Genomic DNA, 20,417 nt, shown 5'->3' on the forward strand with positions numbered 1-20,417 from the left:
TCGGCCTGCTTGGTCAGATCGTCGAACACGATCAGGACGTGCTTGCCCTCGTACATCCAGTGCTGGCCGATGGCCGAACCGGTGTAGGGGGCCAGCCACTTGAAGCCGGCGGAATCGGAGGCCGGTGCCGCCTGTCGCGGCGGCGCCGGCGCGAAGGGCGCGACGATCTGCTGACCGTATCCATTCTCCCTGGATTCGGCTGCGCGGCGCGGACGTTCGGGTAGCCGGATGTTCACTCGTTTGAGCCAGCGATCGGTGCCGTCGTAGCGGGGAGTGAACGGCACCCGGCCGTGGACGGCGACATCGTTGTCGACCACAAGCAGCTCCCCGGGGCGTAACGCGGGTACCACGCAGACCCTTTCGAGTTCGCGTTCCAGCTGCGCGTAGGCCTCCCGGAACTCCGCGTCGGCGTCGTCGAGGGGAGTGTAGGCCGGGTCGAAACGCAGTGTGAGCGAACCCGGATCGTCCTCGTGACCCGGTTCGCTCCACAGGGTCGGCACCGGGACGGCATCGGCCCGTTCGAATGCCGATCCGTAGGAGACATCCGGCAGGATCGGCAGGGTGGGTGTGCGCAGTATTTCCTGCTGTGGGCGGGACAGGCGGACGCGGCGTACCGAGGACACCGTGGTACCGACCGAATCGGGGTTGCGCAGGCAGACCAGCATGAGCATATTGGCGCGCAGCGGGTGGAACGCGTCCTCGGTATGGGGGCTGAGCAGGACGGTGCTACTGGCGCCGGACTGTTCGAATTCGTGTCCCGCCGCGGGGATGATGTTGTTGACCAGCCGCCCCTCCTGCTGGCCGGCCCAGCCGAACGGTTCACCGGCCGCCGCGGCCAGTAGCAGCATGGTGATATCCAGCTGCAAAGAGCCGCGTGCCCGGCCGGGATCGGTGCTCCACAGCGCCGCGGTCTGCCAATCCGGTGGGGTGGGCCCGATTTCGCTGTCGGACAGTGGTAGTCCGCGCACGATGCAGGCCCCGGCAGCCGTGGCCGGTGGGCGGAGGGCGGCGCCTACCGCGGCCGGTAGGTCGCCGGCGCGGGCGGCGATCTGCGTCAGCAGGGCCGGGTCGGCCAGGGTTTCGGACGCGTTGACGGTGGAGTGAGTCGCTGTGAGGGCTATCTCAGCGGCCAGGTCGCGTACCGCCTGTCCGGCGGTACCGGGTAACTCACGGTGCTCGATATCGTCGATGCTGGGTGGGTGAAGCGCTTTACGTTCGGAGAGAACGCTTTTCACCAAAGTTTCCCTTCTCGGAATCGTGGATCGCGGTACCGGTGCGGACGAGTTGATGTGCGAAGGTAGTGCGTGGCCGCAGCGCTGGCAAGGCTTACCTAACTACGGTGTGTGATAGCGAAGGTCTATCACACGCTCAACGTGCAGGTGGGTGGGTGTATGGTCATCGGGTGTTTCGGCTGCGGTGAGACGCAGAACACGGTAAGGCTAGCCTGCCCTTGCGGCAAATTGCCGGACGACTCGCCGGTAGTGAGAAGGGCCGGGCCGCAACGTTTTCCGCCCGGGCGTCACCGACCGGAGCGGGGTTACAAACTGTTCGCCAGCAGCGCGTACTGGGCCGCGGTCTTCTGCCGGATCTCGGTTTCGTCGTCACTGGACACCACACCGACGTACCGCTTGTACGGGACGAAACAGCGGTACCGGTACTGACGCTCCGGATCACCGGAGCTGTTGAGCTCCAGGCATTTCACACCGGGCACATCCTCCGGTGCCGGCATCGGATCGTAGGCCGGACCCGCCGATTCGATGAAACCGTTCACGAGGATCGGTGCCCCGGCCGGATCCCGCACCCGCGCCACGGAACTACCGGCGGCGTAGGCGGTGCGTTCGAACCCGGATTCGTCGAGCAACCGAGCCCGGGCGGGCTGATCGCCGGCCGAATTGATCAGGTAATTGCGGCCGTAGACGGCGAACTGGTCCGGATCCGGCTCATGACCCTCCCGATCGGCGACCACCACCCGCGCCAGCAGGTTCTCCGGGTCGACCGCCAGATCGGCGATATCGGCCGTCGGCGTCGGTTCGAACCGGGCGAGCTGATCGAGCTGGGCGGTCAGAGTTCTGTCCACCCACGACACCAGATCGGCGCTGTCGGCCGCCGGGCGCTGGACGAACAGCGAGATCACGAACTCTTCATGCGCGAGGAACGCGCCGATATTCGCGATACCGGGCCGCCAGTGCAGCAACGCCTGCGGGTGCTTCTCCGATTCCAGCTTCCGGTTGTCCGGCGAAACGCCGATATCGGCGGCCTCCAGCTCCTCGGCCGCCGCCGCGGCGCTACCGGTATCGGGGAAACGCAGCGCCACCACCTGGATCGCGGTGGCATCCGACGTGGGCCGGACCTGCCCCTCGGGATCGCCCTGATCGGCACCGCTGGCGGCATAACCCACCACCATCCGGCGATTCTCGAGAATCGGCTCGGACACATTGGCCAGGAAATCGACCGCGGTCGCCGGGTCCGGCAGCACCTTCGATCCCCGGCCGAATTTCAGCGACGGATCGACTTGGCTGCTGGTCACCACGGCCTCCGACATCCGGATACCTTCCAGCACCACGCCGTGGTCACCGGCCTCCTGGGGGTAACTGAACCGGTCGACCGGGAAATCACCGACATCGAGGGTGCGGACATCGATCTCACCCGGCACCGCCGTACCGGCCACCGAACCGCAGCCGGACAGACCGGCCACCAGAAGCGCGACCAGCGCGGTGACGGCGCCGCACCGTGTTATCCGAACCATGGGCCGCCCCTCGTTCCGATCGAAGCTGCAGTGTCGAAGTTACCCGACGTCCGGTGAACTCGGAGCGGGCCCGTCCCGGCCGTGCCATACCCTGGTGTGGTGGCAGACAACCCGCGGCAGCACCCGGGCGGAGATTGATCCGCATGCAGGACCAGCAGGTCGAGGTGGTGCCCGGGTCGCATGCCGTGGCCCGGGTCGCGGGCGCGGTGGTGCTGGTGGCATACCGCGGCGCCGGCCGCCCCACCGCGGATTCTCCGGCCGTGCGGGCGCTGGTGGCCTTGGCCGAACTTGTCTACGAGGCCACCGCCCGGCATCCCGAGGGACCCGGCGCCGCGATCGCCCGGGACGCCACCCGATGGCTCACGGCATCCGCGGCTAAGGCCGGCCCCGGCGGCGCGGCAGATTTCGGGATCCTGTCCGCCGCGGGACCCGACCGGGTGGCGATCTTCCTGCACGGCGCCGTCACCGCAGTTGTGGCCGGTGAGACCACCGAATACTTCCACGGCCGGGACGCGGCGTTCACCGTCGACCGGACCACCTCCGTCCCCTCCCGCGCGGTGGCGCTATACGTCGACGACCCGCTCGCGGACCCGGACGACGACGCTGTCCGGCCCGAGCTACCCGCCGCCCGCGGGATCGGCCGGCTGGTCGAGGGCATCGCCGAAGCGGGCGGGGCGATCGCGTGGACGCCGACGGTCCATCGAGTTGCCGCGTCGGCGGAACCGAGCCGGGGGAGCGGGGTGGTACTCGGTAAAGGCGCTGTGCGCGGAGTCCGGGAGCAGTCTGCGGAACCTCTGGTGGCGCCGGATGTTGTGCAAATCCCGGCAGCGGGAGCGGCCGCTGCGAACGTACCGGTGGGTGCGGCGGGAAGTTCCGGGAGTACGACCGGAGATCCGGAGATCGACGGCGTACCGGAGCCCGCAGTGGAAAATACCGCGGGTCCCGCGCATGCTCCACGGGTCCGGAGCGCTTCGGGGACGGCGGTGGAAAGTTCCGGGGTTGCGCAGCGAGGTCCCGAGGCCGAGGGCGGAGCCGGGCGTTCCGGGAACGACGGACAAGGCCCGGGAACAAGGGACACTCCGGCTGCGTCGGAAAACGCCGCGGCCGCGGCAGGTGGTGCGGGGGCCGGGGAATCTCATGCGGGGACGGCACGGGGTGGTCCGGGAGTTGGGGACGCCCAGGCGGGCGCGAGTCGGGGTGGTCCGGGAGCCAGGGGCCCTGGGGCGAGTGTGCCGCAGGGGGGACCGGTGGCTGAGCCCGGGAAAGCCCGCGGGGCGGCTGGGGACGGTTTCGGCGCCGGAGATCCGCCGCCCGTTGTGGCCGGCGCCGGAGGCCCCGCGGTCGCCGAAGGAACCGGGAGCCTGGCGTCCGGCGGGTCCGAGGACGAGACCGCAACCCGGCGCTCCGGTGACGGCGACGCGCCGGTTTCGCGGCGTGACCCGGATGACCGAACCGCCGCGACACCGAATCCGCCGGTGGACAGTGGGCAACTGTCTGAGCGGCCGACCGTCGCATCCACCGTCGACCGCGTCGGCGACCGGGAGGGTGGGCAGCCGGCCGCCACCGATCCTCATCACGCACCGACCGAGATCAGCGGGAGGCAGCCGCCGCGGGCGAGCCGGCCCGGGGAGGGGCTCGACGAGACCGCCGATTCACGCCCGAGCTGGGCCGGTTCGGCGCGGCGGCCACCAGAGCATCCCACTCCTCGCATGGATATTCCGGTACCGCAGTCGGGTCCGGGTGAGCGGCAGCGGCAGGGACCGCCGGAGCGCGGGGCCCCGCCGCTGGACGCGGAACTGCGCCGGCGCACCGAAGCCACCGCGAAAGGTGCCGCTCTGACTGTGAAGGTCCGGGGTTTCAAATGTGCGCGGGCCCACCCCACCGACCCGCGCTCGGCGTTCTGCAGTGTATGCGGGATGCCGGTGGATCAAACCCAGCCGCTCATCGAGGTGATGCGGCCCCCGCTGGGCATCCTGGTCCTCGACGACGGTTCGACCTATCTGCTGGAGACCGATTCCGTCCTCGGCCGCGATCCGGAGAACTCCGAGCCCGCCCGCCGCGGGCTCACTCCGCTGCAGGTCACCGACAACTCGGGCGGTATGTCGCGGGCGCATGCGGAACTGCTGCTGGTCGAATGGGATGTCACGCTGGTGGACCGGGGTTCCACGAACGGCACCCGGACCCGCGCTCCCGGATTCCGCGAATGGGCCCGGGTTCCGCCACATCAGCCCGTGGTGCTGGTGCCGGGGACGGAGATCCTGATCGGTAACCGCATGCTGCGCTTCGAATCCGCCGCACCGCCCCCCTTCGGCTCCTGAGCTGTGTCATGGCGCCGCCTCCGGCGTCGCGGGTTCGGGGCCCCCTCGGTCTCGAACGGGGGTATGGCGCCGCGTCCGATGGCACGAGGTTCGGGGTTGCCTGGTTACTCGTACCGGGCGGCGCAGGTTTCCTCTCCACCCAGCACCCCGGCGCGGAACGCGTCGACCCGGGAGAACCCGCTCGGCACGGTCTTGCCCTCCACATCGCTGGCTGCCAGGCCGTCGGTGAGCAGGCCGGATACCGCTTCGTCCAGATCGCCCGCGGCCAGCGTGATATCGCCCTCGGCGCGGCCGGTCTCGGCTAGTTTGCCGGTGGCCACACCGGACAGGCAGGCCGCCCGCAACCCAGTTTTCGCGCCGACCAGTTCCTGATCGCGGCTGCGTTGCACCGAGAGGGTGTAGCGGGAGATGAACACGACGTAGCCGTTGTAGTCACCGGTCACCTTCACCGGCAGCGGAACATCGGAATCGTCGGTCGCCGCGCCGCGTTCGGAGAGCCCGTCGACATTGGTCGCGATCGTATTGTTCGCCGGGCAGTAGGTGACGGGCTCGGTGGAGACCCCGTCGCGGCAGTCGATTTCGGCGCCTTCATAGCTGTAGGCCGGCTCGTCGGGCACCGGCAGGATCACCGACAGCGCCTTGCTCAGTTCGACCAGGCTTTCCTCGGTGATATCGAATTCGCCGGAGGCGCCGTCGAAGCTCTGTGGCAGATCGCCGCGACGCTGTTCGATCTCGTCCATATCGATCGCCTTGCAGCCCTTGGCGCCGTCGGTGAAACCGACCTGCACGGCGGTGACCCGCTCGAAGGCCGAACCGTGCACGCTTTCGGGATCGTCGGGATCGGAATCGCGGATCGCGACAGTCGCGGCGAGTACCGAGTTCAATCCGTCGGAGGTGTTGATGGTGAAGTACTCCGATTCGCCCTCCGCGACCCAGCGCATGTAGGCGCCGGCGAAACAGTCGGCCTGCTGCTCCTTGACGATCACCGGATCGTCGCGGTCGACGATATCGGCGTTGTTCTGGATCGCGTGACCGTATTCGTGGGCGATCACCATCACCACCGCCATCTGCCCGAATGTCTCCGACATCGTCGGCAGCAGCAGCTCCCGGTCCCAGCCGATGGAGTTGTCCAGCCGGCAGTAGGCGGCATTGACCATCCGGTAGGTCGATTCGGTGCAGAACTCCACCGATTCGCGGCGGGAATCGCGGGCACTCCAGGAGATCAGCTTCTCCACCGGCTCGAATTCGCCCTCGAATTCGGTGCCGTAGTGCTTCTCCCAGTACGCCTGGACATCGGTGACCGCGTTCAACGCCAAGGTGTCGATCTCGCCGCCGTCACCGTTGTCGGCACTCAATTCGGTGGGCGGGACGTTCGCACGCGGCCCGCTGGGGCCGCTCGTCGTCGGCAGCCCGGCCACCTGGAAAGGATTGTCGTAGATGGAGACCGCCCGGCCGTCCACCGCCCGGGTACACCCGGTGACCAGCAGCACTGCGCACAGTGCCGCCACAGTGAGTGCGGCGACCCGGAGTTGCGGCATGGATCCTCCCCCATTTTTCGGCCGGTTCGGGTGCTGGCATCTCCCGCTGAGCGGGGTGATCACCCCCCAAGCGGGGGCATCTCCGATGCCCGGGTAATGGAATAGTATCCGCTGCATGTCTGCACCGGGGGTGCGCACTATCACGGTGCGCCATGATGGAACCGAACGTGTCTTCGATTCGAATCAGCAGATCACTTTGGGCCGTGCGCCCGAGGTGACGCTGTTCGTCGACAGTCCGCTGGTTTCGCGGGTCCACGCGATTCTGGCCTGGCAGTCGGGAGCCTGGGTGCTCACCGACAACGGCAGTACCAACGGAGTGTTCGTCGACGCGCGCCGGCTCGGCGGGCCCGTCCCGATCGACCGGCCCACACAGGTCCGGCTCGGTGACGCGATCACCGGGCCGCTGCTGTGGCTGGTTCCGTCGGGGGTTCCGCAGCAGCAGGCGCAGCAGCGGCCTGCGCAGCAGCAGTTTCCGTCCGGGCAGCAACCGTATCCCTCGGGTCAGCAGCCGTCCCCGGGCGCGCAGCAGCAGTTCCCGGGCGCACAGCAGCAGTTCGCCGGGCAGCAGTTTCCGGGCGGGCAGCAGCATCAACCGGCGCAGCCGCCGCATCGACCCCAATCCGTTGCGCAGCCGCAGGTTGCGCAGCGTGCCGCCGCCCCGGTCAATCCGCCGCCCGCGCAACGTCCCCCGCATCAGCAGCCACAGCCGTGGGCCCCGAGCACAGGGCATCCGGCGCAGCCGCCGCATTCCGGCCCGCCCGTGCACTCGCCCGCGACCCCGCATTCCCCTCCGACCCCGCATTCCGGCCCGACCCCGCAGCAGCAACCGCCCAACGTGAACATGACCGCCAAAGCGAGTGTCGCGGCGGTCCCTCCGGTCCGGCACCGCGCCAGTGAGGGCCCGATAGCCCGCGCCGACCGGATTCCGCCGGGCGGGCTGGCCATCGGGCGTACCTCCGACAACCAGATCGTGGTCAACGATCCGCTGGCGTCGCGTAAGCACGCCCGGCTCGTCGCGGGCTCCGAAGGCCTGGTCATCGAGGATCTGGGGTCGGCCAACGGCACGTTCGTCAACGGTGTCCGCCAGCAGCGCACGGTGCTGCGCGAACGCGACATCATCACCATCGGCAACATCGACTTCGAGGTTTCCCAAGGAACACTGGCGCACCGGCAGCGGCCGGTCGCCGAACAGGGTTTGACCGTGCACGGGGTCGGGTTCACCGTCGAAGGCAACAAGCAGTTGCTGGTGGATGTGAACATGCAGGCCGGCCGCGGCACGCTCACCGCGTTGATCGGACCGTCCGGTGCCGGTAAATCCACTCTGTCCCGGCTGATCGCGGGCAGCACCCAGCCCTCCGGTGGCCAGGTGGTCTTCGAAGGCCGCGATCTGCACGCCGAATACGAGGCGCTGCGTTCACGTATCGGCATGGTCCCCCAGGACGATGTGCTGCACCGTCAGCTCACGGTGCGGCAGGCGCTCGGTTTCGCGGCCGAACTGCGGCTGCCCCCGGACTCCTCCAAGGCCGATCGGCAGCAGGTGATCGACGGTGTGCTGCGCGAACTATCGCTCACCGAGCACGCCGATACCCGGGTGGACCGGCTCTCCGGCGGGCAGCGCAAACGCGCCTCGGTGGCGCTGGAACTGCTCACCGGCCCCTCGCTGCTGATCCTGGACGAACCCACCTCGGGCCTCGATCCGGCACTGGACCGGCAGGTCATGATGATGTTGCGCGAACTGGCCGACGCCGGGCGCGTGGTCATCGTGGTCACCCACTCCGTGGCCTGCCTGGATATGTGCGATCAGGTGGTGCTGCTGGCCCCCGGCGGGAAAACCGCCTACGCGGGTAACCCGGCGGGCGTCGAATCCGCGCTGGGCACCAGCGACTGGGCCAAGATCTTCGCCGATGTCGCCGCCAACCCCGATGCGGCCTTCGCCCACTATCGATCCCGGCAGGCGGCGCTGCCGCCCCCACCGCCGCCCGCGGCGCGACAGGGTGGTGGTGGCTCGCCGCCACAATCGGGTGCCTGGAAGCAGTTCTCCACCCTGGCCCGGCGCCAGCTGCGGCTGATCCTGGCCGACCGCGGCTATATGGCGTTCCTGGTGCTGCTGCCGTTCGTACTCGGTGGGCTGTCGCTGCTGGTGCCCGGCAGTAACGGGTTCGGCCGGCCGCCGCTGATCCAGCAGGACGACGGCACCTTCGTGCCCAACGGTGATTCGGAACCCCAGATGCTGCTGGTGGTGCTGATTCTCGGCGCCTGCTTCATGGGTATGACCCTCACCGTGCGTGATCTGGTGGGGGAGCGCACGATCTACGTGCGGGAACGTGCGGTCGGGTTGCGGTCGGGGGCCTACCTGTGGGCCAAGGTCACGATCTTCGGTCTCGCCGCGCTGGTGCAGTCGGCGGTGCTGGTCGGTTTCGTGCTGCTCGGGAAGAAGCGGCCGCAGGAGGGGTCGGTACTGGCGATGGGCGGCGCCGAGCTGTACATCGATATCGCGGCGACCGCGGTGTCCTGTGTGGTGCTCGGGTTGCTGTTGTCGAGCCTGGCCAGGTCCAGTGAACAGGTGATGCCGCTGCTGGCGGTGGCGATCATGGGCCTGCTGGTGATGGCCGGCGGGATGATCCCGGTCACCGACCGGGTGGTGCTGGAGCAGATCACCTGGCTGTTCCCGTCGCGCTGGGGGTATGCCGCGGCGGCGTCGACGGTGAATATTCGGGAGCTGTTCATCGCGGCGCAACCGGACGGGCTCTGGGAACACACGCGTGGTGCGTGGTTCCTGGATATCGGCATGGTGGTGGCCCTCACCGTGGTGCTCGCATTGCTCACGTGGAGCCGGTTGCGGCTCAAGAAGTCGGCGCGGTGAGACCGATGACCGGCTGCTTCCGCAGTTCACACCGCTGGTGGGTGGGGGCGGCGAGCGCGACGACCACACACCAGGCACACTGATGCCTGTGATGGTGCGAGTTGGTGCGGTACACCTCGGGTGGGATGTGGTGTCCGTGGCCGCGGGCGGATCCGGCGTACCCATCCGCCCAGTCCAGGTCGAGGGAAGCTACAACCCACCCGCCTATTTGCTGGCCGATGCCTCCGGCAAGCTCTATACCGCCGCAGCGGGCCGGCAACGGCCCGATCTGGGTATGGCGATTCCGGACGTACGGGAGATTCTCGGGCATCCGCAGATCGTGATCGCGGGCGCCACCTGGCCCGCCGAACTGGTCTTCCGGGCCCGCCTCTACAACCCGCTGGCTTCGGTCGGAACGCATCTGCGCGGTAAACCCGATGTGATCGCGCTGCCGTATCCGGACGACTGGCCGGACCCGAAGATCGATGCCTATGCGCGACTGGTCGAGCAGCTCGATGTCGAGGTGGAACCGATCCCGGAGTCCATCGCGCTCTCCGGGTACGTGCGGGCGCTCGGGCTGGTCCGGGCACCCGATCACCGCCTGCCCGACGGGCTCGGCGCGACCGCGGTCCATTTCGACGGCCAGGTGGTCGACGGGCGCGCCAATGTGCTCGTGGTCGCGGTTCACGGTGACGAGGAACGGCCCACCGAATCGGTGTACGTCCCGATCGATCCCGAATCCACCCGCGATCCGCGGGTCGCCGACGACACTGTGATCGAGGTGATGGCCGCGGCCCGGGCGATCGGCGCGGACAATTCGACGGTGCTGCTGGCGGGGCAGGTCGTGTTCAACGAAACCCTGCGGTTCGCCTTCCGTAATCATCTCGGGCAGCGGTTGAAGAAGGCCGAACACCCCATGCACGCCCTCGTTCTCGGCGCCACGCATCTGCTGGTGAGCGAGAACGAGGACGACGACGAGGAGGGCGACTCAGCGGGCTACTCGCAGACAGCGCCGCCCACCGGGACGAGCACGCCGGGTCCGCAGTACGGAGCGCCCGGGCGAGCGGATGAGGCGGCCGGTCCGCCGGGGCGGAATCCGGCCGCCGGACCGCATCCGCACCCCACCACCGTGAGGTCCGGTCCGCATGGTCCGGCCCGGGCCCCGGGCGCAGGCCCGCATCTTGCCCACACCGGCCCGGATGCCTCGGGCTCCGGCCCGTCGCGGCCGGGCGCGATACCTCCCGGCGGGCCCGTTGCACAAGGCGGTGGTCGCTCTCCGGGTACCGATCCGACCACCGGCCCCTATTCGGGACCGCAGCACCAGTACGCCACCTCGCCGGGGTCGGCGGGCGAGGACGCCACCGTCCGGGCCGGCCGCGGTGACCTACCGCCCTCGGCTTCCGGTCCTGCGGGACGGTTCACCCGCGCCCCCGACCCCGAAACCGGCAGCCAGGCCGCGGTGCCGCCCCCGGCCGGCCCCGGACAGCAGGGCGGGGCGTCCGCCGGTGCCACCGAGGGGGACGACGAGCAGGGCAAGGGCAAGCTCTGGAACAAGATGAAGGACAACCTGTTCGGCGCGCACGCCATCCTCGGTGTGGCGGCTCTCGCCGCTGCCGGCGCCGTCGGCGGGGCAGCTACCGCGCACGCGCAGGTCGCGCCGCCCGGCGTCGTCAGTCCGGCCGGGCACGAGCTCGACACCGCGATCGGGCATCGTGCCGCGGGCTGTGTGCCCATGCCGCGCGTGCTGGTGGAACCACCCGATGCGGCCGGGGCTGCGCCGCCGGAGCGCCCGCTCTATGCCCGGGTACCGGCCCCCGGCGCGGGCGAATCGGAGCCCGGCCGGGAAGCTCCGGCCGGCGACGGCGGCGAATGCGGCCGATCCGGGATCGACACCCTGCGCTACCTCGTGCCCGGCCGGCCAGGAGTCACCGACCCCGGTCCGCCGTTCGACATCTGAGCCGGTAGCGGCCGATTTCGGGGGCCGCCGGCCGGCTGGTATCGTGGTCCGCTGGTGTGTGGAACATCGAGGCCCGGGTCTCAACCGGCCGCCGGGGTTTCCTCGTCCACGCACCTGGCCGGCAGCATCGACGACAGACAGGGAAGCACTGTGCCTACGTACAGCCCGAAGGCGGGTGACGTGACCCGGCAGTGGTACGTCATCGACGCCACTGACGTAGTGCTCGGCCGTCTTGCCGTTCAGGCAGCGAATCTGCTGCGCGGCAAGCACAAGCCGACCTACGCTCCGCATATGGATGGTGGCGATTTCGTCGTCATCATCAACGCCGACAAGGTTGCCATCAGCGGCAACAAGCGCGACGGTAAGCGCATCTACCACCACTCCGGGCATCCCGGCGGCCTCAAGTCCCGCACTGTCGGTGAGGTGCTGGAGACCCGCCCCGACCGCCTGGTGGAGAAGGCCGTGAAGGGCATGATCCCCAAGAACAAGCTCGGCAACGCCATCGCCGGCAAGCTGAAGGTGTACGCGGGCCCGAACCATCCGCACGCCGCCCAGCAGCCCGTTCCGTTCGAGATCAAGCAGGTGGCCCAGTGACCGCTCCCGAGGAATACACCGAATACGACGAAGCGGTCGTCGAAGACGCCGCCGCCGAGGTGCTGGACGAGGGTGTCGTCTACGAAGACGACGCCGAATTCGTCGAGTTCGCGGCCCCGCTGGACCGTCCCGTCCAGACCGTCGGCCGCCGTAAGGAAGCCGTGGTCCGGGTGCGCCTGGTGCCGGGTACCGGCAACTTCGTGCTCAACGGCCGCTCGATCGAGGACTACTTCCCGAACAAGGTGCACCAGCAGCTGGTGAAGTCCCCGCTGGTCACCGTCGAGCGCCTGGAATCGTTCGATGTGTTCGCGCGCCTGCACGGCGGCGGCCCCTCCGGGCAGGCGGGTGCGCTGCGCCTGGCCATCGCCCGTGCGCTGACCGTGGCCAACGCCGACGATCGTCCCGCGCTCAAGCGCGCCGGGTTCCTCACTCGTGACCCGCGTGCCACCGAGCGTAAGAAGTACGGCCTCAAGAAGGCCCGTAAGGCGCCGCAGTACTCGAAGCGCTGATATCACCGGTGCCGGCCTGTCCGCTCACGGTATGTGGGTGGGCAGGCCGGTGTCGGTTCCGAGAGCAGGCAACCAGCCGGAGTCTGGTCGCCTGCTCTCGTGCTATATCTACCGCGGTGCTCGTCGGCCGGCCGTCTCGACGGCGTTCCGGCAGGAGTGCCGCGCGCTGTGGACTCACTGACAGGGGCAAGGTATGGGACGTTTGTTCGGCACCGACGGCGTACGCGGGCTGGCCAATGATTCGTTGAGCCCGGAGCTCGCGCTGCGCCTCGCGGGCGCGGCGGCGCAGGTTCTGGGTACCGAGGTCCGGTCCGGCCGCCGCAAGGTCGCGGTGGTGGGCCGGGATCCGCGCGCGAGCGGGGAGATGCTGGAGGCCGCCGTCACCGCGGGGCTGACCGCCGCCGGAATGGATGTATTACCCGTCGGCGTGCTGCCGACCCCCGCCGTCGCCTACCTGACCGCCCTGCACGACGCGAGCCTCGGGGTGATGATCTCCGCCTCGCACAATCCCATGCCCGACAACGGGATCAAGATCTTCGCGGCCGGCGGGCACAAGCTCGACGATGCCGTCGAGGACCGTATCGAGGCCGTCGCCGGCGCCGGTGATTTCGCCCGGCCGACCGGCGCCGGTATCGGGCGGGTACTCGCCGCGCCGGGGTCGCGGCATCCTGGTTTCGATATGCCCGAGTTCAGTCTCGAAGGCACCCATGAGCGCTATATCGAGCACCTCGTCGAGGTCACCGGTCGCGATCTGAACGGCCTGACCGTCGTCGTGGACTGCGCGCACGGCGCCGCGTCGGAGGTCGGTCCGGCCGCCTACCGGGAAGCCGGCGCGCAGGTCATCGCGATCAACGCCGAACCCGACGGTCTCAATATCAACGACGGTGTGGGTTCGACCCATATGGAACAGGTACAGCGCGCGGTCCGCGAGCACGGCGCCGATCTGGGCCTGGCCCACGACGGCGACGCCGACCGCTGCCTGGCCGTGGACGCCGCCGGCGAACTCGTCGACGGCGACGCCATCATGGCCATCCTCGCCCTCGGTATGCACGAAGCCGGAACCCTCGCCGAGAACACCCTGGTCGCCACCGTGATGAGTAACCTGGGTCTGCACATCGCCATGCGTGACGCCGGAATCACCGTGCGCACCACCGGTGTCGGCGACCGCTATGTGCTGGAAGAGCTGCGCAGCGGCGGGTTCTCCCTCGGCGGCGAACAATCCGGTCATGTGGTTTTCCCGCGTTTCGGCACGACCGGCGACGGTGTCCTCACCGGTCTGCAGTTGATGGCGCGGATGGCCGCGACCGGAAAACCGCTGGCGGAGTTGGCGAATGTGGTGCAGAAGGTGCCGCAGGTGCTGGTGAACGTGCCCGTCACCGATAAGGCGGCCGCTACCGCAGCCACAGAAGTACGCGCCGCGGTGCAGGAGGCCGAACGCGTGCTCGGGGAGTCGGGTCGCGTTCTGCTGCGCCCGAGCGGTACCGAGCAACTGGTCCGGGTGATGGTGGAGGCCACCGACCCCGCGCAGGCCGAGGAGATCGCCGACGATATCGCCAAACGCGTAGCGGCCGTTTAGATCAGGACGGTAGTCAGCGCAGAGTCCAGAGGAAACCGCTGAACAGCACCAGGAATCCGCCGATCTCGCCCACCACGAGCGCGATCATGGTGGCCCTGAGCTGCACGCCGATATCGCCGCGGAACTGGTTGGTGGTGTCGCGGCGGTATCCGTGCCACGCATAGGTCGCGACGGCGCCGGCGAAGAACGCGAGGACGACCGCGGCGGCCACCAGGTTCACCGCGGTCGGCCACGCGCTGAGCTCGGTGAAAACCGCCAGCAGCAGCCCGGCGAACGAGTACATCAGGGCGGCGCGGTGCGCGATATCGACATAGACGTGCGCCGCGCCCTCCGGTGAGGTGCGGATGCCGTGATACTTCCACGTCCCCAATACCAGGGCCGACAGGAAGAGGAGCCCGGTCGCGACCAGGGCGAACAGAGTATCCGCGCCGAGCTGCGCCGAGAGCGCGCCCGGTGCGGCGAATAGTTCGACGGTGTTCTGCATACCACTCCTGACCTGCGCATGACCCGATCCTGTGCCCCACATCTTGCCTGCGCACCCTCCGGCGGCCGCGGCCCACCCGTCGCGGCACCGAGCGGCGCGGTACTCCGTTCCGACGCTCGACCGGTATGTACGCGAAGCCCTCAGCAGGACCGGGGGTTCGGGGTCGACCCTGAGCCCGGGGTCCTGGAATATCAGGGTGGGTATCGGTATCGCTACCGATGCGCGCCCACGCCACAGCGCGGACAGTGGAGTGTGTAGTCCCCGTTATCGAAAGGACCGCCATGACCGCCCCCACACGCCGCTTCACACGCTCCACCACCGACAAGTGGGTCGGCGGTGTCTGCGGCGGTATCGCCGAATACTTCGGCTGGAGCTCCGGAATCGTCCGCCTGCTCTTCGTCGTATCCTGCATCCTCCCCGGCCCGCAGTTCGTGATCTACCTGGTGCTGTGGTTGCTGATGCCCAAACGCTGATCGCGCGCCGGACCTCCCGGCTATCCATCAGTCGCTGCCAAGCCCCGTTCCCGTATGGGAGCGGGGCTGCGCTGTATTCCGCGTGGATTCGGGACCGGGCCGCAACTGCGGTGGGATCCGGGGGCTGCGTTCCGCTGCCCGAGATGGAAAGATAGGCCGAAACTCGTAGCGCCGCCGATATATGGAACTCAGGAGGACCCATGCCCGTATCCGGAGAGTTCCCAGGTCTCGGAATGCCGAGCTTCGACACCACCTCCTCGCTGGACAACCTCGGCCCGGTCGAGATGGAAAGCCCCACCCAAGACCTCGACGGCGACGGCATCCTCGACACCTTCACCACCACGAACTCCGACTCGATGAGCGTCTGGACCGACTCCGACCTCGACGGCTACGCCGACCAGCTGAGCGTGGTGGAAAACGACGGCGACTACGCGGCCTGGGAGTACCACCGCAACCCGGACGGGACGGGCGAATGGCGGCAGACGGATCAGGGGACAGTGGGGGAGTAAGAACTTTTCGAACGCCCGGGGTCGGAAGGGAACCGAACCCCGGGCGGGCGCGTCGAATCAAGTAACAGCAGAACGCCGCAGGGCCGATCGGGGAGTTCCCGGGAGGGGCGGGCAGGACGGAGGGGAGACCCATGAGTACGGGTGGTCAACCGGTCGGGATGGACACGGATGCACTGGGGATGATGGGAAACAATTTCCGTACCAGTGCAGGAGTTATCAAGGGCCAAGCGACGAAGGTTGCCGGCAATATCATCGGTAAGGCCCATGTAGGTGCCGCGTACGAAACAGAAGGCGGCGAGCTGGAGTCGGGTCTCCGAGAAATCGAGCACTGGCTCAACGACTGGGCGGAGGCAACGCAGCTCACGGGTCAGGCTATAGGCGATGACGTTGTCAAGTTCTCCAATGTCGACGACGAGAATGCGAGCGAAACCGGTAAGGCGGCGAGCTGATCCCTATGCCCGTTGAGATCGAAGATTGCGTAGCGTTCCCTACCCCTGATTTGACCTGGCCGGTCATTAAGATGCTCGAGGAAGGTTCGAAGGCTCTGCTGTATTTCGAGTACTTCGGGCCTCGTTACGACCGTTGGGTCGGCAGCCCGCCCGTGTTCATGAAAAGCTATGCAGAGTTACATGAGTTGTTCTACGCGCAGAATGGGCTCGATGAGGAAAAGTTCCGAACCTTCTCGGGTGTCCTGGCAGATGTCCTCGGGAATGTTAGAGCGCAACACGATGAATTGGGCGGTCTAGCCCAGAACTTGCCATCGATATGGTCTGGCGAGAGCGCAGCGAACGCGTCGGTTATGGTTGCGGAACAATTGACTTTGTCCAGTGCCGATATCGAGGTTGTCCAAAAGGTTAAGGAGCAGCTGGAAAAGGCTCCCGACGCGCTACGCCGGACGATTCTTCCCAAGGTGGAGATACTGCCGGAGATACTGCAGACACCGAACCACGTTACGCACGACTATAAAACAGCGGAAGATGTCGATTCGATCATTTCGGCGGCACAAGGAGTTGGGTGGACCAACAGTACGGAAAACTCTCTGCTGAGCAAGATTCAGAGGATATTTCCGGGTCTCAGTGATGGGACTCTGTTTCTCGTTCCCGGCATTGGTGGGGACATTGAAGACCACTGCCGGGACTGGCTGAACAAGTTCAAAGTAAGCTATGAAGAAAAGTTGAGGCATTTCATCGATACCTGCACTTCGGTAAATGACGGGGTGCGGGGCGAATACCGCATAATCATCGATTTGATGGGAAATCTATCGGAGAAGGCGTATCCCTGCCCCCAGGGCGCCCAAGGGACTCCGGGTACTCCCCAGGCACCGTCGGGTACACCGGCCGGTACCCCGGCAGGTACACCGGCCGGTACGCCCTCCGGGACTCCGACGGGCACCAATCCCAGTACGCCAGGAGCTCCTGGCACCACACCCAGCGGTGACAACCCTTTGTCGGCCCTTACGGAGTTGGGAACTCAGCTCGCCTCGTCGGGTCTCGGCAGTCAGCTCGCAACGGGCCTGAATCAGTTGGTGACTTCTGCGAACGAACAGATTACGAGCACCCTGGAGCAGCTACGCGAACAGGCGGAGCAGGCAGTCGACCTCGACGGCGATGGACAACCGGACGAGGACGCGAACGGCGACGGAAAACCGGACAACCCGGGCGAGGCCGAGGAAGACGGCAAGGGCATCGAGCTGAATGGGAAGGAATACAAGCTCGAAATGGGGCCCGACGGCCAGCTGAGACTGGTGGTCAGTGGTGAGGACGGCGAACCGCAGAACTACAAGATAGAGATCGGCGCAGATGGCAAGCCGACGCTGGTCCCCGAAGAACCACCCGGTGAACCCGGCTCCGAATCCGGCGAGCCCGATACCGAGAATCCGGTCGGCGCAGGCGTTCCGCCGGGTGCTCCCGGCGTCCCCAAGGGGACGAATGGGGAAGACGGTGAACACCAGCCACAGGACTATCCTGCTCCCGTCGAGGAGGGAGATCCTCCGCCCGCTGACGATCCGGTGATCGAAAGCAACGAGGAGACCGCCGCGGCACCTCCACCACCACCTCCCCCAGTTGACACCGGTGCTCAATTGGCCGAGGCCGGCCCGCTGTGACCCCTCGGTCGCAGCCGTCATCGTGGCGTAATGTCGTTTGAGGAGGATCGAAACCATGGTTTTTCGGGATGTCGATGAGATCGCCGAGGATGTGTATCGACGGAGTTCGGCCCGGCTCAGTGAATTACGTGCGGCAAACCAGCGGATGGCTGCGGAGAGCCGGGCGCTGACGGAGCAGACGGCTGGAAAAATTCGCCAAACTGTCGAGCGGGCCGAGAACGAAACACGAAAGGCGGGGCGCAGCCTCGACGACCAGTCAACGGTGCTCGGTGATGAACGGTCTGCGCTGGCGGAGCCAGTTCAGCCGGGTGCCGGTGACCTGTACGACCAACGGGAAGCGATCGCCCGTTCGGCCGCGGCTCGTCGATCGGGAACCGTCGTCACCCCGATCGACGATGACGGTGACGACGAGGCCGAGTACTACCGACGTAGGAGCTGGTTGGTTTGAGCAACTCGCGTCGGTCCGGGATTCCTATCCAGCTCACCGACGCCGCCGCGTCTGCGATTCTGCGGTGATTGGAACCACGGTTCGCGTGGCTGTCGAATGCCGCGGCGGCTATTGGGAAAGGTCGGATATCATTTCATCGGCCGGGCCCCGCCGGCGAATACGCGACCGGGCCATCGAAAGCGATGATGCCCGCGGTTGCGAGCAGGGTGCGCCAGTGCTGGTCGTGGGCTATTCGGGCGGCGGTGACGTATGGGATCAGCAGGACTTCGGCGCCATGGTCGGCGATGTGCTGCCCAGCGATCAGTGCCGCGAGCTTCGACGACTCGGTGTCGGTGAACACCGTGTAGACGACGTCGAGATTGTAGCGGTGCTGAAGGTACTGGATCTCGCGGCACGGGGTGTCGGGCCGGCACAGCACAACTGTGCGTTTTCCCCGCTTCACGGCCGTGCCCGCTGTGCGTACCGGACGGCCAGGTCGTAGCGTGGGCACCGGTGGCGGGCGTGCACGGCCATCACCTGGTGTGCGTGTGCATATCCGCGCACTGGCGCTTGTGACCTACAGACGGCGGGGCTGTCGAGTGCTCGAAGACCGGCGGCGATTCGCTCCATCAGTCCGCGGTTGCGGTTATGCCATGTCGCATAGGTCGCCATCGTGGTCTGGTTGTTCGGCATGCGCGTTGGCAGCGGCGGAGTCGTCTCTGTCATGGGAGACCTCGTTGTCGTGAGTGGTCGTGGTGGTGGTTGGGCCGAGCCGGAGTTCGTGGCGCCGGTTCGCTTCCGGATGTAGGGGCCCGGAACAAGCACAGCCCGAATCCGGCGAGACAACCACTGCAACGGCTACCGACAATCGCCGAATTCGGCTTCGGCGCTGTAGTAAATTGTCTAATTCCGTTTCCGTACCCACGAAATCCACATCTATCGCTAGAGTTTCAAGAATGGGCGGGATGGAATCCAATGATGAACTGCGGCGGGTCTTGGAGGAGATCGGCTGGTCTCCATATGAGTTGGCCCGCAAGGTCAACCGGTTGTTGCCGCAGGACCGGCGGATCCATGCCAAGACTCCGTTTGCGTGGCGAGATCGAGGGACTGTTCCGCGTGATCCGCTGCCGTCGATTGTTGCGGGGGTTCTGACCGAGGCACGGGGCGAATTGGTCGGAGTCGACCAGCTGTGGCCGGGCCGAGCGCCGTCTGCGATATGGCAGCCGGCAACGACGGGTATGGGCGAAGAGAATTGGCTCCCAGCCGATGTGGCCGCACTCTTGGACAAGGGAGGCTATGTCGGTGAGGGCGGGCCGACGTATTTTCCGGTGTCGGGTTCGGAGCTTGCCTCGGCGGCCCGCTTGTGGACTTTCGGCCGTCAGCCGTTGGTTTCGGGCGCTGCCCGCCCCGGAAACAAGGGAGTGTCCGTTGATTTTGTCGACTATCTCGAATCCGACCTTGCCTGCTTACGCCGACTCGATGACGGTCACGGCGGCAAACTGTTGAGACGCGCGGTCGAGCTGCGGTTGGCGCATGTGGCCGAAGTTCTACGAGACCACTCATCCACCACCGCGCTGACTCGCCGAATATTCGCGGTGGCCGGTCAGATGGCGCAGATGGTCGGCTGGCTGGCATTCGACCTCGGTGAGGATGGTCTCGCGCAGCGCATGTACTTGGTGGGCCTGCGCGCTGCGGCTGCTGCGGGAGATCGTCCGCTCGGCGCGCTCATTCTCAGCTGTATCGCCCAGCAGCAGACTTGGCGCGACCGGTCCGGCGACGCTGTCTCGATTATGGAGATCCTGGGCCACCTCGAACAGCAGATGCCACCTCGTGTTCAGGCGCTACTCGCAATGCGCAGAGCGCGTGCATTCGCTGCAACCGGACGGCACCATGCCACGGCGCTATCCCTCGACCAGGCATTCGAAGCTCTCGGGCCCTCGCGCGGTGAGCAGGCGCCGCAATGGGCTTACTGGCTGAACGATGCCGTCCTGAGCGGTGAAGCCGGTCGCTGTTACCTGCTCCTGGGTGACAGGGATCGCGCCGCCGCCCACTTGTCCGAGGGGTTGTCGCGGATCGACGACGATTCGGCACGGGACAAGGTCCTGTATGGGCTTTCACTCGCCCTGACTAACGTGCCGGGTGCAGGCGTAGCCGGTGACCTGGAAATGGCCTGTTATCAGGCTGAACAGGTGCTTCCGTTGCTGCCTCGGGTAGGTTCGGCGCGATGCCGCGGCCTGCTCGGCGCCGTCATGGCCGAGCTGAAACCGCATCGCAGGGCCGCGTCGGTCCGGGCGCTCGTCGACAAGTCCGAATCGCTCGAGCACGGCGATATCTGCTAAT

The 20,417-nt window shown here is 67.2% G+C and carries 16 protein-coding genes and 1 pseudogene; 12 read left to right on the forward strand and 5 right to left on the reverse strand.

Going from position 1 to position 20,417, the window contains the following annotated elements; genetic code table 11:
- Positions 1–293: 293 nt before the first annotated feature.
- Together QH196_RS17400 and QH196_RS17405 are read right to left on the reverse strand one after the other, a co-directional pair.
- Positions 294–848 (reverse strand): annotated as a pseudogene (locus tag QH196_RS17400) (TauD/TfdA family dioxygenase); the annotation flags it as partial.
- Between the two features lie 689 nt (positions 849–1,537).
- Positions 1,538–2,746, reverse strand: coding sequence for a DUF7373 family lipoprotein (locus QH196_RS17405; RefSeq protein WP_280416853.1), 1,209 nt, complete (start codon positions 2,744–2,746; stop codon positions 1,538–1,540).
- 143 nt (positions 2,747–2,889) lie between these two features.
- Between QH196_RS17405 and QH196_RS17410 the strand changes: the two genes are divergently transcribed.
- Positions 2,890–5,064 carry an FHA domain-containing protein gene (locus QH196_RS17410; RefSeq protein ID WP_280416854.1) on the forward strand — a complete coding sequence of 725 codons (2,175 nt, stop codon included), beginning with the start codon at positions 2,890–2,892 and terminating at the stop codon, positions 5,062–5,064.
- A 104-nt stretch (positions 5,065–5,168) separates the two neighbouring features.
- Here the strand turns inward: QH196_RS17410 and QH196_RS17415 are convergent, their stop codons facing one another.
- Positions 5,169–6,602 carry a metallopeptidase gene (locus QH196_RS17415; RefSeq protein WP_280416855.1) on the reverse strand — a complete coding sequence of 478 codons (1,434 nt, stop codon included), beginning with the start codon at positions 6,600–6,602 and terminating at the stop codon, positions 5,169–5,171.
- A 115-nt stretch (positions 6,603–6,717) separates the two neighbouring features.
- Here QH196_RS17415 and QH196_RS17420 point away from each other — a divergent pair, with 115 nt between their 5' ends.
- The 5 genes from QH196_RS17420 (at position 6,718) to glmM (ending at position 14,080) form a co-directional block, all read left to right on the forward strand.
- Positions 6,718–9,465: an FHA domain-containing protein gene (locus tag QH196_RS17420; RefSeq protein WP_280416856.1), complete on the forward strand. Its 2,748-nt coding sequence runs from the start codon at positions 6,718–6,720 to the stop codon at positions 9,463–9,465.
- A 91-nt stretch (positions 9,466–9,556) separates the two neighbouring features.
- Complete coding sequence (locus QH196_RS17425) at positions 9,557–11,401, forward strand: hypothetical protein (protein WP_432279505.1); 1,845 nt, start codon at positions 9,557–9,559, stop codon at positions 11,399–11,401.
- Between the two features lie 150 nt (positions 11,402–11,551).
- Positions 11,552–11,995, forward strand: a complete 444-nt coding sequence (rplM, locus tag QH196_RS17430; protein ID WP_280416858.1) for a 50S ribosomal protein L13 — start codon at positions 11,552–11,554, stop codon at positions 11,993–11,995.
- Positions 11,992–12,504, forward strand: a complete 513-nt coding sequence (gene rpsI / locus QH196_RS17435; protein ID WP_084492538.1) for a 30S ribosomal protein S9 — start codon at positions 11,992–11,994, stop codon at positions 12,502–12,504. The genes rplM and rpsI overlap by 4 nt, the downstream gene beginning before the upstream one ends.
- Before the next feature lie 193 nt (positions 12,505–12,697).
- Positions 12,698–14,080, forward strand: coding sequence for a phosphoglucosamine mutase (glmM, locus tag QH196_RS17440; protein ID WP_280416859.1), 1,383 nt, complete (start codon positions 12,698–12,700; stop codon positions 14,078–14,080).
- A 13-nt stretch (positions 14,081–14,093) separates the two neighbouring features.
- Here glmM and QH196_RS17445 read toward each other — a convergent pair whose 3' ends face one another.
- Entirely contained in the window at positions 14,094–14,564 is a 471-nt protein-coding gene (locus tag QH196_RS17445) for a hypothetical protein (protein ID WP_280416860.1), read from the reverse strand.
- A 281-nt stretch (positions 14,565–14,845) separates the two neighbouring features.
- Here QH196_RS17445 and QH196_RS17450 point away from each other — a divergent pair, with 281 nt between their 5' ends.
- The 5 genes from QH196_RS17450 (at position 14,846) to QH196_RS17470 (ending at position 18,098) form a co-directional block, all read left to right on the forward strand.
- A complete protein-coding gene (locus QH196_RS17450) occupies positions 14,846–15,037 on the forward strand; it encodes a PspC domain-containing protein (RefSeq protein ID WP_280416861.1) in 192 nt (63 codons plus the stop codon).
- Between the two features lie 200 nt (positions 15,038–15,237).
- Positions 15,238–15,546, forward strand: coding sequence for a DUF6802 family protein (locus QH196_RS17455; protein WP_280416862.1), 309 nt, complete (start codon positions 15,238–15,240; stop codon positions 15,544–15,546).
- A 131-nt stretch (positions 15,547–15,677) separates the two neighbouring features.
- Positions 15,678–15,995 carry a hypothetical protein gene (locus QH196_RS17460; RefSeq protein WP_280416863.1) on the forward strand — a complete coding sequence of 106 codons (318 nt, stop codon included), beginning with the start codon at positions 15,678–15,680 and terminating at the stop codon, positions 15,993–15,995.
- Between the two features lie 5 nt (positions 15,996–16,000).
- The gene (locus QH196_RS17465; RefSeq protein ID WP_280416864.1) at positions 16,001–17,650 is read left to right on the forward strand and encodes a hypothetical protein; all 1,650 of its coding nucleotides are present in this window, start codon (positions 16,001–16,003) and stop codon (positions 17,648–17,650) included.
- 37 nt (positions 17,651–17,687) lie between these two features.
- Complete coding sequence (locus QH196_RS17470; protein ID WP_280416865.1) at positions 17,688–18,098, forward strand: hypothetical protein; 411 nt, start codon at positions 17,688–17,690, stop codon at positions 18,096–18,098.
- A gap of 133 nt (positions 18,099–18,231) precedes the next feature.
- On the opposite strand, the gene QH196_RS17475 is transcribed toward QH196_RS17470, so the two are convergent.
- Complete coding sequence (locus QH196_RS17475; RefSeq protein WP_280416866.1) at positions 18,232–18,540, reverse strand: hypothetical protein; 309 nt, start codon at positions 18,538–18,540, stop codon at positions 18,232–18,234.
- A 493-nt stretch (positions 18,541–19,033) separates the two neighbouring features.
- On the opposite strand from QH196_RS17475, the gene QH196_RS17480 reads away from it, so the two are divergent.
- Complete coding sequence (locus QH196_RS17480; protein WP_280416867.1) at positions 19,034–20,416, forward strand: hypothetical protein; 1,383 nt, start codon at positions 19,034–19,036, stop codon at positions 20,414–20,416.
- Position 20,417 lies beyond the last annotated feature (1 nt).

It is taken from the genome of Nocardia carnea (assembly GCF_029868325.1).
GTDB classification, from domain to species: Bacteria; Actinomycetota; Actinomycetes; order Mycobacteriales; family Mycobacteriaceae; genus Nocardia; species Nocardia carnea_C.